Origin of the sequence: Ramlibacter sp. (assembly GCF_050250995.1) — a bacterium.
Lineage (GTDB): Bacteria > Pseudomonadota > Gammaproteobacteria > Burkholderiales > Burkholderiaceae_C > Ramlibacter.
Map to the genome: position 1 here is coordinate 65,086 of NZ_JBFWNP010000023.1, position 12,400 is coordinate 77,485.

Genomic DNA, 12,400 nt, shown 5'->3' on the forward strand with positions numbered 1-12,400 from the left:
CGGTCGCATGGCCATCATCAACTACATCACGACGATCCAGTTCGACTTCGGCGCGCTCGGCACCTTGCCGGGCGAGTGCGCGAGGCTCGGCATCGAACGTCCCCTCGTGATCACCGACGCAGGCGTGCGCCGGGCAGGACTGCTGGGAAAGCTCGAGGCGACGCTCGGGGCAGCGGTCGCGGCTAAGGTGTATGACGGCACGGAGTCGAATCCCAACGAGCGGGCGGTGAGCGAGGCGGTCGCGGTTTTCCACGAGGGCCGCTGCGACGGGCTGATCGCGCTCGGCGGCGGTTCGTCGATCGACCTGGCCAAGGGCGTTGCGCTGATTGCGACCCATGGCGGCAGCCTTCAACAGTACGCTGCCATCGAAGGCGGTGCCGCGCGCATCGGGCCAAGCGTCGCACCTGTGCTCGCGATTCCGACCACCGCGGGAACTGGCAGCGAAGTGGGCCGGGGCGCGGTATTGATTCTCGACGACGGACGCAAGGTTGGCATCCTTTCGCCGTACCTCGTTCCCCGCGCCGCCGTCTGCGACCCCGAGCTCACGTTCGGCTTGCCGCCGTTCCTGACAGCGGCCACCGGCATGGACGCCATCGCGCACTGCATCGAGACTTTCCTCTCACCGGTATTCAATCCGCCTGCGGACGGCATCGCGCTCGATGGGCTCGAGCGCGCATGGCGCAGCATCCGCGTCGCGGTTGCGCAACCGCGCGACGCAATGGCACGCCGCGACATGATGTCCGCCTCGATGCAGGGAGCCCTGGCGTTTCAGAAGGGGCTGGGTTGTGTACACAGCTTGAGCCACGCCTTGGGCGGGATCGATCCGCGGCTGCATCACGGCACTTTGAATGCCATATTCCTGCCCGCCGTCATCCGCTTCAACGCAGATTCGCCCAGTGTCCGCGACGACAGGCGGATGGAGCGACTCGCTCGCGCCATGGGCATAGAGATCGCGTGCGACGCGGGGGAAGCGCTCGCGCACGAAGTTGCACGCATGAGCCGCGAACTTGGGCTACCCCGCGGACTTGGCCAACTCGATGTCGATCCCTCAAGCTATGACCTGATCGCGGAACTCGCTGAGGCGGATCACTGCCACAAGACCAATCCCCGGCTCGCGACGAAGCGCGATTACGTGGCCATGCTGAAAGAATCCACATGATGCGTACTCACCGCTATGCACCCAGAGCGACAGCAAGAGCCTCTTTGCGCGCCTTGCTTCGATGACTCAACTTGAATCGGCGCCACAAGAGCTCTTGCAGTGAGCTTCTTGCCCGATGATCGACTACGTTTCCGAAGGGGCACGATATGAATCTAGTTCGCACAGTCGCAGCTCTGCTGGTTGCAACTCTCCTCTTCATGAGCGCGGTGCCTGTATTCGCCCAGCCTGCTTTCCCCAATCGACCATTGCGTCTCGTCCTCCCCTGGCCGCCTGGGACGAACACCGATCGCGTCACTCGGATTCTTGCCGAAAAGCTCTCTCAGCAGTTGGGCCAGCCGGTGGTCGTGGAGAATCGTGCGGGTGCCGCAGGAACCATAGGGACTGCTCACGTTGCCAAAGCCGTACCCGACGGTTACACGATGCTGATTGCAAGTTCGGACACCCACGCGATCGCGCCGCATGTGCAAAAGGTTCAGTACGACGCCAGAAACGATTTCGAGCCACTTTCGCTCGTTGGAAGAAACACGTTCATCCTGCTGGCGAACAAGAGCTTCGAACCCTCGAGCGTCGCCGAGCTCGTAGCCTATGCGAAAAGGAACCCGAACAAGGTCAGCTATGGCACTTGGGGTGTCGGAAGCTCCGGTCACCTCAGTTTTGCCTCACTCGAGTCGGCAGCCGGAATCAGTATGCTGCACGTACCATTTCAAGGTGGAGCGCTGGCATTGAATGCGGCCATGGGCGGGCAGATCGACATTGTCCTGACCTCCAACCATCTTGTTGCACAGACCGCTTTCGCGGGCAAGGAACCGCGCATCAAGCTCCTCGGCATCGGCGGCACAAACCGTGTGAGCTGGTTGCCGGAGGCGAAAACTTTCGGCGACTATGGTTTGCCATCCAGCATTCTGGGTGGAGCGTGGTACGGCGTCGTTGCGCCGGCGGGCCTGAACAAGGACGTGCGGGATCGGTTGGCAAGGGAGATTGCTACCGCGCTTACGGATCCGAGAGTTAATACCTCGATCGTTGAACTCGGCTGGTCCGTGGACGTAACGACGCCCGCCGAATTCAAGACGCTGATCGAGTCAGAATACCTTCAAATGGGTCGACTAGTCGCCGAACGAGGAATCAAGTGAGGAACATCATGACTTCATCCAGCCACTCCGCATCCACACCCGCAGAACAAAAAATGCTCTCTGCGCCGCTCGTGGAAACCGCTTCCGTCATCACGACGATGCCCGAGGTTTTGAGCTACTGCAAGACCTCCGCTGCACCTTGGGAATCCGGAAGTTATCCTGGGACGTCGTTCAAGCGGATTGCCGCCGTGCCCGAAGCGGGGCTCAGGGCCATCATCCTGAAGGTGGAGCCCGGTGCGTACATCGGCATCCACGCCCACGACGACGAGTACGAACAACTCTTCTTGATTTCCGGCGATTTCTGTGACGGCACTCGCGATCTCCGTCCTGGCGACTATCTTCTGCGTCGCGTCGGGGCGCCGCATGAAGCTTCAACCAGATACGGCGCGGAACTCCTGGTGATCTTCAACAAGATTTCTTTCTCGCCCGCAGCAACCTGAACAGGTCCGCATGCCTCGCGTGCCTCTCGCACCAATCCTTCTCGCGAGTAATTGTGTTGCCGCGTGGGTCACTTGGGATACGGCCGGTTTAGAGTTGTAGTCTTGAGGAGGCCTATCTGCGGGTGGTACGTGGTGCGACTGTCCAGGTCACCACGGAAGTGACCGACCCAGTCACCCCGCAAGTCACCCCGCAGATGCAAACCCTGCTGCTGTCCTTGGAAGGGGAACAGTCCCGGCAGGAGCTGCTGGCGGCACTCCAGTTGCGCGACCGGAAGCACTTCGCCGACGCGTACCTGCTGCCTGCGTTGATCAACGGCTTGATCAAGATGACGATACCCGACAAGCCCAACAGCCGCCTGCAGCAATACCGTCGGACCGCAGCTGGCCGCGCCCGGCTGAAGGCGCTGAAATCACCACCCGCATCGCAGACGCATCAGCCCTCCCGGTAGACCATGCGCCCACCGACCATCGTCGCGTGACAAACGATCTCGCGAATTCGATCAGGCTCGACCGTCGTCGGATCATCCGAAAGCACCGCCAGATCGGCGAGGTAGCCCGGCTGCAGCGGACCTTTCTGGTGTTCGTCGAAGGTCAACCACGCTCCGGCCACGGTCGCCAGGCGCAGCGCCTGCAGGGCATCGAGGCACCCACCCTTGCCGAGCGTCCCTCCCTCGCGTGCCGTCCGCGTCACCATGGCCCAGACCGCGAACAAGGGATTGCACGGCACGGCGTCCGTTCCCGATGAAACAGGAACACCGGCGGCAAGCAGTTGCGCGGCCGGGGCGACGTAATCCTGCGCCGCGGGATCCAGCATCGTGTACCGGTCGGAGACCTTCCACACGTGGAATCCGGGAATCAGCGTCACGCCCAGCCCGAGGGCCGCGATCCGTGAAACGGCTTGCGGGCTGCAGGCCCCGATGTGCTCGATCACCCAGCGGCGCCCTGCCAGGGGGAAGCGCGTCGCCACCCGCTCCAGGTGCGCAAGGATCTGCTCCACCTGATCGGCGGCGATCGTGTGCAGCCGAAGGTCATGGCGCGCCGCCAGCATCGCGAGTTGGCCGAACTCCTCTGGCGAGAACGACTGCTTCACGTAGCCCGACCAGCTGACGTCGGAAGGATGGTGTTTCGCGATCTGTCCGATCACCGGGTCGCCGCCCAGCGGCACCTGGATCCCGGTCACCTTCAGGTTCGCGTCTCCGATTCCGGCTCCCTGGGCATAGGGAAGCCAGTCGCGGTACAAGCGCTCGGCTTCATCGACCGAGTGAATGACTGGGTTCACGACCAGCCCGACGCGCATCGTCAATTCTTCGAGCTGGCGCAATTTCCGGTACTGCGCGATCAGAAGGGGTGCGCAGCCGTGCCCTTCGTAGATGCTCGTGGTGCCATTTGCGTGATACAGCGGCAGTGCGGCGCGAATGGCATTGATGCGGTCGTCTTCCGTGAAGCGTGGCACAGCCGGCAGCAGGTCCAGCAGTGCCGCCTCGGCATAGTTGCGATCGATGATCACGCCGGTGGGCTCGCCCTCGGTGTCGCGCTCGACCTCCACGTTGCGAGCCCGTGGCACGGTGTTCCGGTCGATGCCGTTGAGCGCCAGCGCCGCGGAGTTGAGGACCGTGTAGCACGGAGGCTTGTCCCAGTAGCCCGACGGCGCGGAGATGCAAACCGGGTTGTCGGGTGCCGCGGCGTCGAGTTCCTGTCGCGTCGGCAGGCGTCCTTCGGCGAGGCATGTCGCGCTGTCGAAATAGAAAGGCGGCGTGCCGAGCGGCATCGTCACGATCCATTCCGCGGCGGACCTTTCCCGCGCGAGGTCTGCAATCGCAGCGAGAACGTCGGCAATGGTGCGGCACCGTGCAAGCGAAGGACGAACGCGCTGCAGCCCGACCGAATCCAGATGCGCATGGGTGTCGTTGAACCCGGGGACGACGGTTCTGCCCCGGAAGTCGTGAACCACGGTCGACGCGCAGCGATAGGCGGCGATCTCGGCCGCGCTGCCGGCAGCCAGCACCCTGCCGTCGCGGATGGCAAGGGCCTCGACCCTGCGGTCGGCAGCGTCGAGAGTCAGGATCTTGCCGAGGACAATGGCGTCGGCGCCGAGGTTCGCGTTGAACGACATCGATGAACTCTTGGGCTGGCAGAGAACGGTGTCGACGGCGACAAGTCTTATTCGGGTTCGATTCCGATCGCGCGGACCATCGCTCCCATTCGCTCGCTGTCCGACTTGATGCGCCGCGCAAGCGCGTCGGGTCCACCGGCAATGGGCGTCAGTCCCATCTGGGTGACATGCTTGTCCCTGAACTCGGCGGTGTTCAGGATCTCAGTGACATCGCGGGATATGCGGTCCACGATGGGCTTCGGCGTCCCGGCAGGCGCGAACAGCCCGTACCACACCCCTGCGCGCAGGTAGGGAAATCCTTGCTCGGTCGACGTTTGAACGTCCGGGAAATGCGGGCTGCGCTTTTCGCCGAGCATGGACACCAGTCGGAGTCTTCCGTCGCGGACGAAGGCCCCAGCCGACGTCACGCCACCGGTGGCGAGCTGAACTTCGCCCGCCATCGCCGCCACGATGGACGCACTGACGCCCCGGTAGGGAATGCCCTCGATTCCAATCTTTTCCCGCGCGTTCAATGTCCCGAAGATCAGGTCCGCCGGGCTGCCGCGGCCGAAGGAGCCGAACCGCACGGACCGGGGCGGCTGCTTCTTCACGTGGTCCACGAGTTCCCGGAGGTTCCGCACCGGGACATCGGGATGCACGAGGACCATCAGGTCCGCTTCGACCACCAGGGAGACCGGGGCGAAGCTCGCATCGGGGTCGTACGGCAATGTCTTGTAGAGAAAGCGGTTCCCGACCAGGGGCGAATCGATGGTCGCGAGGAGGGTGTATCCGTTCGGAGCCGCCCGCGCCACTTCGTTGGTGCCGATGATGGCGCCAGCGCCGGGGCGGTTCTCCACCACAACGGGTTGTCCCCATTTCGCAGACAGCTGGAGCGACAGCGCTCGAAAGAGCACGTCCACGCCACCTGGCGGATAGGGCACCACGATCCGCACCGGCCGATCGGGGTACGGTTGCGCAATCGCTGTCCCACAGAGCGACAGGAGAAGGGTGACTACCAAGGCTCTGATCATGCTGTGATTCCAGGGAAATGGCTGACCGGTTCAAGGCGCACGGCATTCGTCCGGGAGTACTGCCTTCGCGGTGGGCGTGGACGCCCTGCGCAGGCGGCGATCACGAGGACGGGAAGGCCTCGAAGAATTATTGTGGGACGGGTTATGCAGGGCGTCTGTATCGCTCGATACAGAGCCGGGCTCACGCGGCGGCGAACGTCAGCGGGAGGCGTTGCGCTTACGCGTCTCGGCGCCTTTCCTTGCCGACGCGGAGCGCTCGGATGCCGAGCGAGAAGCCGAGGCCTTTCCGCCCGCTTTCCCGCCCTTGCGCGACGGGCTGTGATCTTCGGCCTTGCCACGACCGGAGCCGCTTTTCTTTCCGCCCCCGGTCTCCGCGTTCACTGTTGCCCATGCGCGGCTCTCGGCCTCCTTCTTGCCCACCCCCCGCTTCTCATATCGTTCTTCGATGTGTTCCGCCTGGCGTTTCTGCTTGTCGGTATAGGCGGACTTGTCTCCACGTGGCATGGATATCTCCTTGAGGGGTTAGAGACAAGGAAGGGTAGACCGGTCCGCCGCGGACCGGCGTAGGACTGCATTGACGCCTCCCGCTTATTCGCCGCGCGGCGGGCGCGCCCTTTTTCGTCAGAAAGCATCCTGTCCGACGAGCATCGCGCACTCCCTTTACTTGCTCAACGCGCTCTCGACCTTTGTGCGCGAGTTTCCTGCGGACTTCACGGCACGCCTCACATCGGACGCGGAAGCCCCGGTTTTCTTCGATTCGTACGCGACTTCATGCCGCTGGCCGCCTGCCACCTTCGCACGGTCCTGTGCTCGGCCGCGACTCGATTTCGATTTGCTCGTTGCCATTTGGTGCTCCTATGTTGTCGATGCTTCGAAGGGTCCTGCATCTGGCGGTCCATCGTCGCAGGCGAAATTTGTACAAGCGTGTCAGAGAAGCCCCAGGATACTGTCGATACAGCATTCGACTGGCTGTTGCTTCTTTTACCAATGGGATGGACCTGGCGCAGCGACGTTGATGCAAGTTAAGGCATGTTCAAACTTCGGCAAGCACCCTTTTGAGATGACTCCGCTGAGCCTCGTCAAGGACTTGATGATCAATCGTTCGATTGGCGAACTCAGCGCGTCGGAGCGGCAAGCGCTGGCGGATGCGATCTCGGGAACAGCGGACTTCGTTGCTGGTCAAACTGCGGTGAGACAGGGGCAGCCCGTGGACGTGAGCCTCCTGCTCGTCGAGGGCATGATGACACGTCAAGTGTACGCGCGAGATGGACGTCGACATCTGATGGATGTCCATCTCCCGGGGGACTTTGTTGACCTGCACGCGTATGCGCTGAAGAAGCTCGACCATGATGTCGGTGCGCTTACGGCGGCGAAGGTCGCGATCTTCCCCCACAGGGAGCTCGCAAGAATACAGTCGACATTTCCCAATCTGACCAGGCAACTGTGGTTCTTGACACTCCTTGATGCGGCAATGCATCGTCAATGGATCTTCAGATTGGCCAGCCTTGACGCGATTGAACGGATCGCCCATTTTCTGTGTGAGATCAACACGCGGTTGATGGCCATCGGGCTGTCGGACGGCAATCGCTTCGTGCTCCCGATGACCCAGGTGGATCTGGGTGAAGTTTGCAGTCTGACAAACGTTCACGTAAGCCGCGTGCTGAGGCAACTGCGAGAACGAGAACTATGTCTGGTCCGCGCCTCGCAGGTAGAAATCCTGGACCTTCGGAGGCTGGCGCAACTGGGGCAATTCGAGCCCGCCTACCTCTATTTCAACCGCGCCATATCGACGCGCGCTGTCGGCAGTCTTCAGAAGGTATCGACATGACATCGCCTCGGAACTTCCCAAAACCCTGTGACCGCGCGGGCACTGCCAGCGCCGAAGAAGGTCTGGTTGTTCTCGATGGGCCCGATGGAGTCGCTGTCACCATGACCGCCGACGCCGCGGAGGGCACAGCCGATAGTCTCCGACGAGCTGCGGTGGCGGCGCGCCGTCAGATGGCCGACGAAGATCTGACGGGTGGACCCGAGTCCGACGAATAGAAGAATGTCACTGCCGGGCCAAGCATCCTGATGTTGTCGGGCCACCGCCAGGATATCCATCGGTCTCAGTAACTCGGCATTACCTGTCCCTTGTCGCCAAGTCAAGGCGTTTGCCCTCGACATCAAGAATGACTCCAATGTGGTGTTCAAGCTCGATCAAGTCCATGGCTGGCCCCGTGTTCTCGGAAAGGCGTCGAATGAAGTCTGCGTGTGAAATCTGGAACTCGACCCACGACACGGCCAGCTCGTTGAGCACCATCGCTTCAATGCGCATACGATCCACCAAGAGCGTGAGCGCGCCCAAGCGTGTCGCGTCGGGCCCCACTTCCGCGAGCTCCCGGATCGCCTCCTCGTAAATATCAAGGTGGCCCAGCAATCGAAATGCGACCGCTTTTCTGGCGGTGTCGTGTGGAATGGTCATGGAGATGAAGCGAAGCGGTGTCGGATGCGCGGCCAGGATCAGCTGGGAGATTCTGAGCCCGGGTGACACGTAAACGCATTAATCCAGGTCAATGTCAAATCTTCGGGAATCGCAGAAGATGAACTGGCGCCCGACGGTCTGGTGTCCCGGCCCGAGTTGACTGTTGAACGATCAAAGTGCGTCCGAGCGCACATCAAGGGAGAGCATATGAAGGCATTTTCAGTCGACGATTTGCGGCTGCATAAAAGGGTGGTGGACCTCCACGGCGTCGAGACATGTAGGGACGCGTTCGCGACGGTCAGGCGGGTCGACGAAAAGGCCAACGACTACGAAACGCGGGTATGGCGCTTCCCGGTGGACGGTGCGGATGCCCAAGCGTTGACGCAGGGACCGGGCAACGAGACCGGGCCGAGAGTTTCTCCCGATGGCAAGTTCTTGGCTTTCATTTCCGACCGTGGAGGTTCCAGGCAAATACATGTCGTGTCTCTGGCCGGTGGGGAGGCGCGGCAGGTAGGCTCGTTCGCGCATGGCGTGTCCGAAGTGAGATGGTCCCCCGACGGCAAATTCCTGTTCGCTGCTGCCGCGTCGATGGTCGACCCGGATGCCCGCGGCGAGCGCAGCGCCCCTGAACCGTCGCGTGACCAGCGGGCGCCCGAGGTTTGCTGGAAGCTGCCCTACAAGTCCGACGGCGTCGGCTTTCTCCTGACGCGCGAGATTCATCTCCATGCTGTCGATGTGGCGACTGGCGCAGCCAGGCAACTGACCGATGGCTCCTTCGATGTGCTCAGCTTCGCTCCCTCGCCCAACGGTAGGCACCTCGCATACGTTCGTACCCGCGAGGGCAAGTTCGCACATTGCTGCGACCTCTGGACGTGCGACGTGGATGGAAAGCGTCACCGAAGGCTTACGAAGTCGCTCTCTACTGTTCAACGGCCCTCTTGGTCGCACGACGGCACGAAGCTCGCGTTCGCGGGCGCGATCAAAGAGGGCGATGGCGAAAGCCGTCTTTGGATGCTGGCCTCCCCGATGGACGAGCCGCGGTGCGTCGATGGCGACATGGAAGTCGCCGATGCGGACAACATCTTCTGGTCGAGCGACGACGGCGCGCTCACACTAGCGCGCGCGTGGCACGGGCGCCATCAAGCAATCAAGCTCGACGTCGAGAGCGGCGACGTCACGATTCTGGCCGATGGGGATCGCCAGTTCTCCGCCTTCGCCCTCTGCGGAGCGGGCCTGGTCTACGCCGTGGACACGTCGACCCAAGCGAATGAGGTCTTCATGTGCCTGGAAGGCAAAGAGCTTCGATTGGGATCGATCAATCCCTGGTGGAGCGAACGCACGCAGTTGGAGCTGGAGTCGCGCGACTTCGAGGTGCCCGACGGGCTTGGTGGCAAGGAGACCATCCAAGGGTGGCTTCTCCGAAAAAAGGGAGCGAGGGGCCCCCAACCGTTGCTGGTTGACGTGCATGGAGGCCCCGCGAGCTACGCGCTTCTGGACTATGACTCCAACGTGTATTGGCAGGTTCTGTGCTCTCGGGGCTGGACGATCCTGATGCTGAATGCAGTCGGTTCGAGCAGCTTCGGCACGGAGTTTTGCTCGCGCCTGAGCGGTAACTGGGGTGAGATGGATCTTCCCCAGTTTCTCTCGGCAATCGAGGCGCTCAGGAGCGATGGCGCATGCGACGAGCGCGTCGCAATCGTCGGGAAGTCATACGGCGGCTATCTGACGAGCTGGGCCATCGGACACACGGACGTTTTCGAGGCGGCCGTCGTCATGGCGCCGGTGGGCAACGTGGAGACGCACTACGGAACATCGGACGGGGGCTACTACGCCGACCCGCTCTACATGCGCACCGCCCCCGAGTTCGACCGTGGCAAGGCTCGGGAGCTCTCACCCTTGCAATTCATCGAAAGGGCGCATACCCCCACGTTATTCCTGCAAGGCAAGGACGACGAGCGCTGTCCGAAGTGCCAGTCCGAAGAGCTGTTCGTGAGTCTTTACAACGCGGGCAGCGCGCCATGTGAACTGGTTCTTTATCCCTTGGAAGGACACTCGTTCCTGGGCGAGGGCAAGCCCGCCTGCCGGATGGACGCGGCCGGCCGCATCGTCGACTGGGTGTGCAAGACGATCAGGACGAACGCTCTCGCGAAAGAAAAGGAGGCGTCCGATGTTTGAGATGTCGACGCCTTGGGACCTGCCGGTCCTGAAGGAATCCAATGGTGAGACGGGCGGAGAGAGCAGGCGTGAATGACGCCGACCTTCCCAAGAGCAGGCGTGCACTGCTGCTGGTCGACTTTATCAATCCGCTGGACTTCCCCGGCGCGGAAGACTTGGCGCCGAGCGCGCTGATCGCAGCGAAGGCCGCGGCGAAGCTCGCCATGGCCGCGAGAGAGAACTCCATCCCCGTGATCTACGCCAACGACAATTTCGGACTTTGGCGGTCGGACTTCGCAGCGATGGTGAAGCGCCTCGAAAAAGGCAGGGGCGAGAGCGCGCAAATCGTGAGGCTGATGCGGCCCAGGCAAGGCGACCTGACGATCTTGAAGCCAATGCACTCGGCATTTTTCGGGTCGCCCCTGGATATCGTTTTGGAGAAGATGGGCGTGCGGTCCATTGTGCTGGCCGGACTGGCGACCGACATTTGCATTCAGCTTACCGCCGCCGATGCGTTTCTTCGCAGTCTCAAAGTCCACGTGCCACCGGAATGCACGGCCGCCGAGAGTGAGGTCAAAAAGCGGAACGCCTTGATCTACATGCGCGATATTCTCAAGTGTGACATTCGGCCAGCGAGCATTTAGCAGGCCGGGGATACGCGTATGCGTTCGGCAACCCTGTGCCAGCGCTTCACGCTGCCGCAGGGCGACGTATCCGCCGATGGATTGCTGAGAACCACGACCAGCGCCGACCCATCCACAGCGCCCCCGCCGACAACCACCGTCTCGCAATTTCCTACGCGCCTCAGGCATTCCCCGCGCACATAGTTCCTCCCAAGAAGCAGGGAGGTCCATCATGCGCACCATCGCGCGTCTTCGGGTTCTGGCGAGCCTCGTCGCCCTATGCGCAGCCGCGCCCATCTTCGCGGCCGGGCAGCAGACGGTATGCACCGTCACGATCAACTCCGCCGACGAAAAGCAGACCTTCCGCAAGTTCCTCCCGCAGGACAAATACCGCTTCGTCGAGCTCGTCGAGAAGAACCGCCCCGACTGGCTCGGATCGGCGTGCGAGCAGAAGGTGTCGTGCGACGTGCTCATCGTCTCCGGCCATCACGGCGAAGGCAACGTCTTTTTCTCCGACGCGCTCGATCGTGCCGAGCACTTGCGCATCGAAGAGCTCGAGCGCGTGGCCTGTTCCGGTTCGTGCCCGAGCCTGTTCGCCAACCTGAAGGAGGTCTATCTCTTCGGCTGCAACACGCTTGACGCGCAGCCGCACCACACCCTCACGGGCGAGGTGGGTCGCAGCCTTCTGCGCGAGGGCCGTTCGGCCGACGATGCCGCGAAGGTCGCGCGCCTGCTGGGGCAGACGCGCGGCGAAAGCAGTCGCGACCGCATGCGGCTCCTGTTCAAGGACGTGCCCGCGATCTACGGCTTCTCGTCCGTGGCACCGCTGGGCCCGGTGGCCGGCTCCGTGTTGAATCGCCATTTCCAGACGTCCGGCACGCGCGACGTCGGCACGGGCCGCGCGAGCGGCGGGCTGTTGCGCCAGTTCGCGCCGCACGGCATGGTGGCCGTGCGCGGCATCGGCAACGACGACGCGCTCATGCCCTTGCGCCAGGACATCTGCATGTTCGCCGACGACCGGCCGACCGTCGCGCAAAGGCTGGACTCGGTGCACGAACTGCTCAAGCGCCCGGTGGCCGAATCGCGCCTGCTGCTGGACCGCCTCGAGAACTTCACGGAAGCGCTCACGCCCGAGAAGCGGCAGGAGCCCGAGGTTGCGCAAGCCTTGCAACGGATTGCGAACTGCGTATTCCACCCGATGACGGGCACGATTCCACGCTGATGGCGGGCGCTGTTCCAGCCGATGGCGGGCGGCGTTCCATGCGATCGCGGGCAGCGTTCCATGCTGATGGCGGGCACGATTCCAT

Annotated in this window: 14 protein-coding genes; 8 read left to right on the forward strand and 6 right to left on the reverse strand. The window is 62.7% G+C overall.

The window, feature by feature from the left end:
- Window positions 1–7 precede the first annotated feature (7 nt).
- The 4 genes from AB7E83_RS15845 (at window position 8) to AB7E83_RS15860 (ending at window position 3,178) form a co-directional block, all read left to right on the forward strand.
- Window positions 8–1,159: an iron-containing alcohol dehydrogenase gene (locus AB7E83_RS15845; protein ID WP_428571100.1), complete on the forward strand. Its 1,152-nt coding sequence runs from the start codon at window positions 8–10 to the stop codon at window positions 1,157–1,159.
- 146 nt (window positions 1,160–1,305) lie between these two features.
- A complete protein-coding gene (locus AB7E83_RS15850; protein WP_428571102.1) occupies window positions 1,306–2,289 on the forward strand; it encodes a Bug family tripartite tricarboxylate transporter substrate binding protein in 984 nt (327 codons plus the stop codon).
- An 8-nt stretch (window positions 2,290–2,297) separates the two neighbouring features.
- A complete protein-coding gene (locus AB7E83_RS15855; protein ID WP_428571104.1) occupies window positions 2,298–2,729 on the forward strand; it encodes a cupin domain-containing protein in 432 nt (143 codons plus the stop codon).
- Window positions 2,730–2,923: 194 nt separating this feature from the next.
- Window positions 2,924–3,178, forward strand: coding sequence for a Fic family protein (locus tag AB7E83_RS15860; protein WP_428571105.1), 255 nt, complete (start codon window positions 2,924–2,926; stop codon window positions 3,176–3,178).
- Here the strand turns inward: AB7E83_RS15860 and AB7E83_RS15865 are convergent.
- The 4 genes from AB7E83_RS15865 to AB7E83_RS15880 form a co-directional block, all read right to left on the reverse strand.
- Window positions 3,163–4,842 (reverse strand): amidohydrolase, encoded by a 1,680-nt coding sequence (locus tag AB7E83_RS15865; RefSeq protein ID WP_428571107.1) that lies wholly within the window; start codon window positions 4,840–4,842, stop codon window positions 3,163–3,165. The genes AB7E83_RS15860 and AB7E83_RS15865 overlap by 16 nt on opposite strands.
- 47 nt (window positions 4,843–4,889) lie before the next feature.
- Window positions 4,890–5,852, reverse strand: a complete 963-nt coding sequence (locus AB7E83_RS15870; RefSeq protein WP_428571109.1) for a Bug family tripartite tricarboxylate transporter substrate binding protein — start codon at window positions 5,850–5,852, stop codon at window positions 4,890–4,892.
- A 198-nt stretch (window positions 5,853–6,050) separates the two neighbouring features.
- A complete protein-coding gene (locus AB7E83_RS15875) occupies window positions 6,051–6,356 on the reverse strand; it encodes a plasmid stabilization protein (RefSeq protein ID WP_428571111.1) in 306 nt (101 codons plus the stop codon).
- A 156-nt stretch (window positions 6,357–6,512) separates the two neighbouring features.
- Entirely contained in the window at window positions 6,513–6,698 is a 186-nt protein-coding gene (locus AB7E83_RS15880; protein WP_428571113.1) for a DUF3606 domain-containing protein, read from the reverse strand.
- 169 nt (window positions 6,699–6,867) lie between these two features.
- Between AB7E83_RS15880 and AB7E83_RS15885 the strand changes: the two genes are divergently transcribed.
- Complete coding sequence (locus AB7E83_RS15885; RefSeq protein ID WP_428571114.1) at window positions 6,868–7,680, forward strand: Crp/Fnr family transcriptional regulator; 813 nt, start codon at window positions 6,868–6,870, stop codon at window positions 7,678–7,680.
- Here the strand turns inward: AB7E83_RS15885 and AB7E83_RS15890 are convergent.
- Window positions 7,662–7,955, reverse strand: coding sequence for a hypothetical protein (locus AB7E83_RS15890; protein ID WP_428571115.1), 294 nt, complete (start codon window positions 7,953–7,955; stop codon window positions 7,662–7,664). The two genes, AB7E83_RS15885 and AB7E83_RS15890, sit on opposite strands and share 19 nt — an antisense overlap.
- A 19-nt stretch (window positions 7,956–7,974) precedes the next feature.
- Window positions 7,975–8,385, reverse strand: a complete 411-nt coding sequence (locus AB7E83_RS15895; RefSeq protein ID WP_428571116.1) for a hypothetical protein — start codon at window positions 8,383–8,385, stop codon at window positions 7,975–7,977.
- A gap of 138 nt (window positions 8,386–8,523) precedes the next feature.
- Here AB7E83_RS15895 and AB7E83_RS15900 point away from each other — a divergent pair, with 138 nt between their 5' ends.
- From AB7E83_RS15900 to AB7E83_RS15910, 3 genes are all read left to right on the forward strand, one after another.
- Window positions 8,524–10,491, forward strand: coding sequence for a S9 family peptidase (locus tag AB7E83_RS15900; RefSeq protein WP_428571118.1), 1,968 nt, complete (start codon window positions 8,524–8,526; stop codon window positions 10,489–10,491).
- A 68-nt stretch (window positions 10,492–10,559) separates the two neighbouring features.
- Window positions 10,560–11,114, forward strand: coding sequence for a cysteine hydrolase family protein (locus AB7E83_RS15905; protein ID WP_428571120.1), 555 nt, complete (start codon window positions 10,560–10,562; stop codon window positions 11,112–11,114).
- A 211-nt stretch (window positions 11,115–11,325) separates the two neighbouring features.
- Window positions 11,326–12,315 carry a hypothetical protein gene (locus AB7E83_RS15910; protein WP_428571122.1) on the forward strand — a complete coding sequence of 330 codons (990 nt, stop codon included), beginning with the start codon at window positions 11,326–11,328 and terminating at the stop codon, window positions 12,313–12,315.
- Window positions 12,316–12,400 lie beyond the last annotated feature (85 nt).

What these genes read in the sequence shown, in the direction of transcription:
- AB7E83_RS15855 (WP_428571104.1), top strand. Translation starts at nt 2,298, where the DNA reads ATGACTTCATCCAGCCACTCCGCATCCACACCCGCAGAACAAAAAATG.
- AB7E83_RS15865 (WP_428571107.1), bottom strand. Translation starts at nt 4,842, where the DNA reads ATGTCGTTCAACGCGAACCTCGGCGCCGACGCCATTGTCCTCGGCAAG.
- AB7E83_RS15910 (WP_428571122.1), top strand. Translation starts at nt 11,326, where the DNA reads ATGCGCACCATCGCGCGTCTTCGGGTTCTGGCGAGCCTCGTCGCCCTA.
- AB7E83_RS15870 (WP_428571109.1), bottom strand. Translation starts at nt 5,852, where the DNA reads ATGATCAGAGCCTTGGTAGTCACCCTTCTCCTGTCGCTCTGTGGGACA.
- AB7E83_RS15850 (WP_428571102.1), top strand. Translation starts at nt 1,306, where the DNA reads ATGAATCTAGTTCGCACAGTCGCAGCTCTGCTGGTTGCAACTCTCCTC.
- AB7E83_RS15885 (WP_428571114.1), top strand. Translation starts at nt 6,868, where the DNA reads ATGCAAGTTAAGGCATGTTCAAACTTCGGCAAGCACCCTTTTGAGATG.
- AB7E83_RS15860 (WP_428571105.1), top strand. Translation starts at nt 2,924, where the DNA reads ATGCAAACCCTGCTGCTGTCCTTGGAAGGGGAACAGTCCCGGCAGGAG.
- AB7E83_RS15890 (WP_428571115.1), bottom strand. Translation starts at nt 7,955, where the DNA reads ATGGATATCCTGGCGGTGGCCCGACAACATCAGGATGCTTGGCCCGGC.
- AB7E83_RS15845 (WP_428571100.1), top strand. Translation starts at nt 8, where the DNA reads ATGGCCATCATCAACTACATCACGACGATCCAGTTCGACTTCGGCGCG.
- AB7E83_RS15900 (WP_428571118.1), top strand. Translation starts at nt 8,524, where the DNA reads ATGAAGGCATTTTCAGTCGACGATTTGCGGCTGCATAAAAGGGTGGTG.
- AB7E83_RS15880 (WP_428571113.1), bottom strand. Translation starts at nt 6,698, where the DNA reads ATGGCAACGAGCAAATCGAAATCGAGTCGCGGCCGAGCACAGGACCGT.
- AB7E83_RS15875 (WP_428571111.1), bottom strand. Translation starts at nt 6,356, where the DNA reads ATGCCACGTGGAGACAAGTCCGCCTATACCGACAAGCAGAAACGCCAG.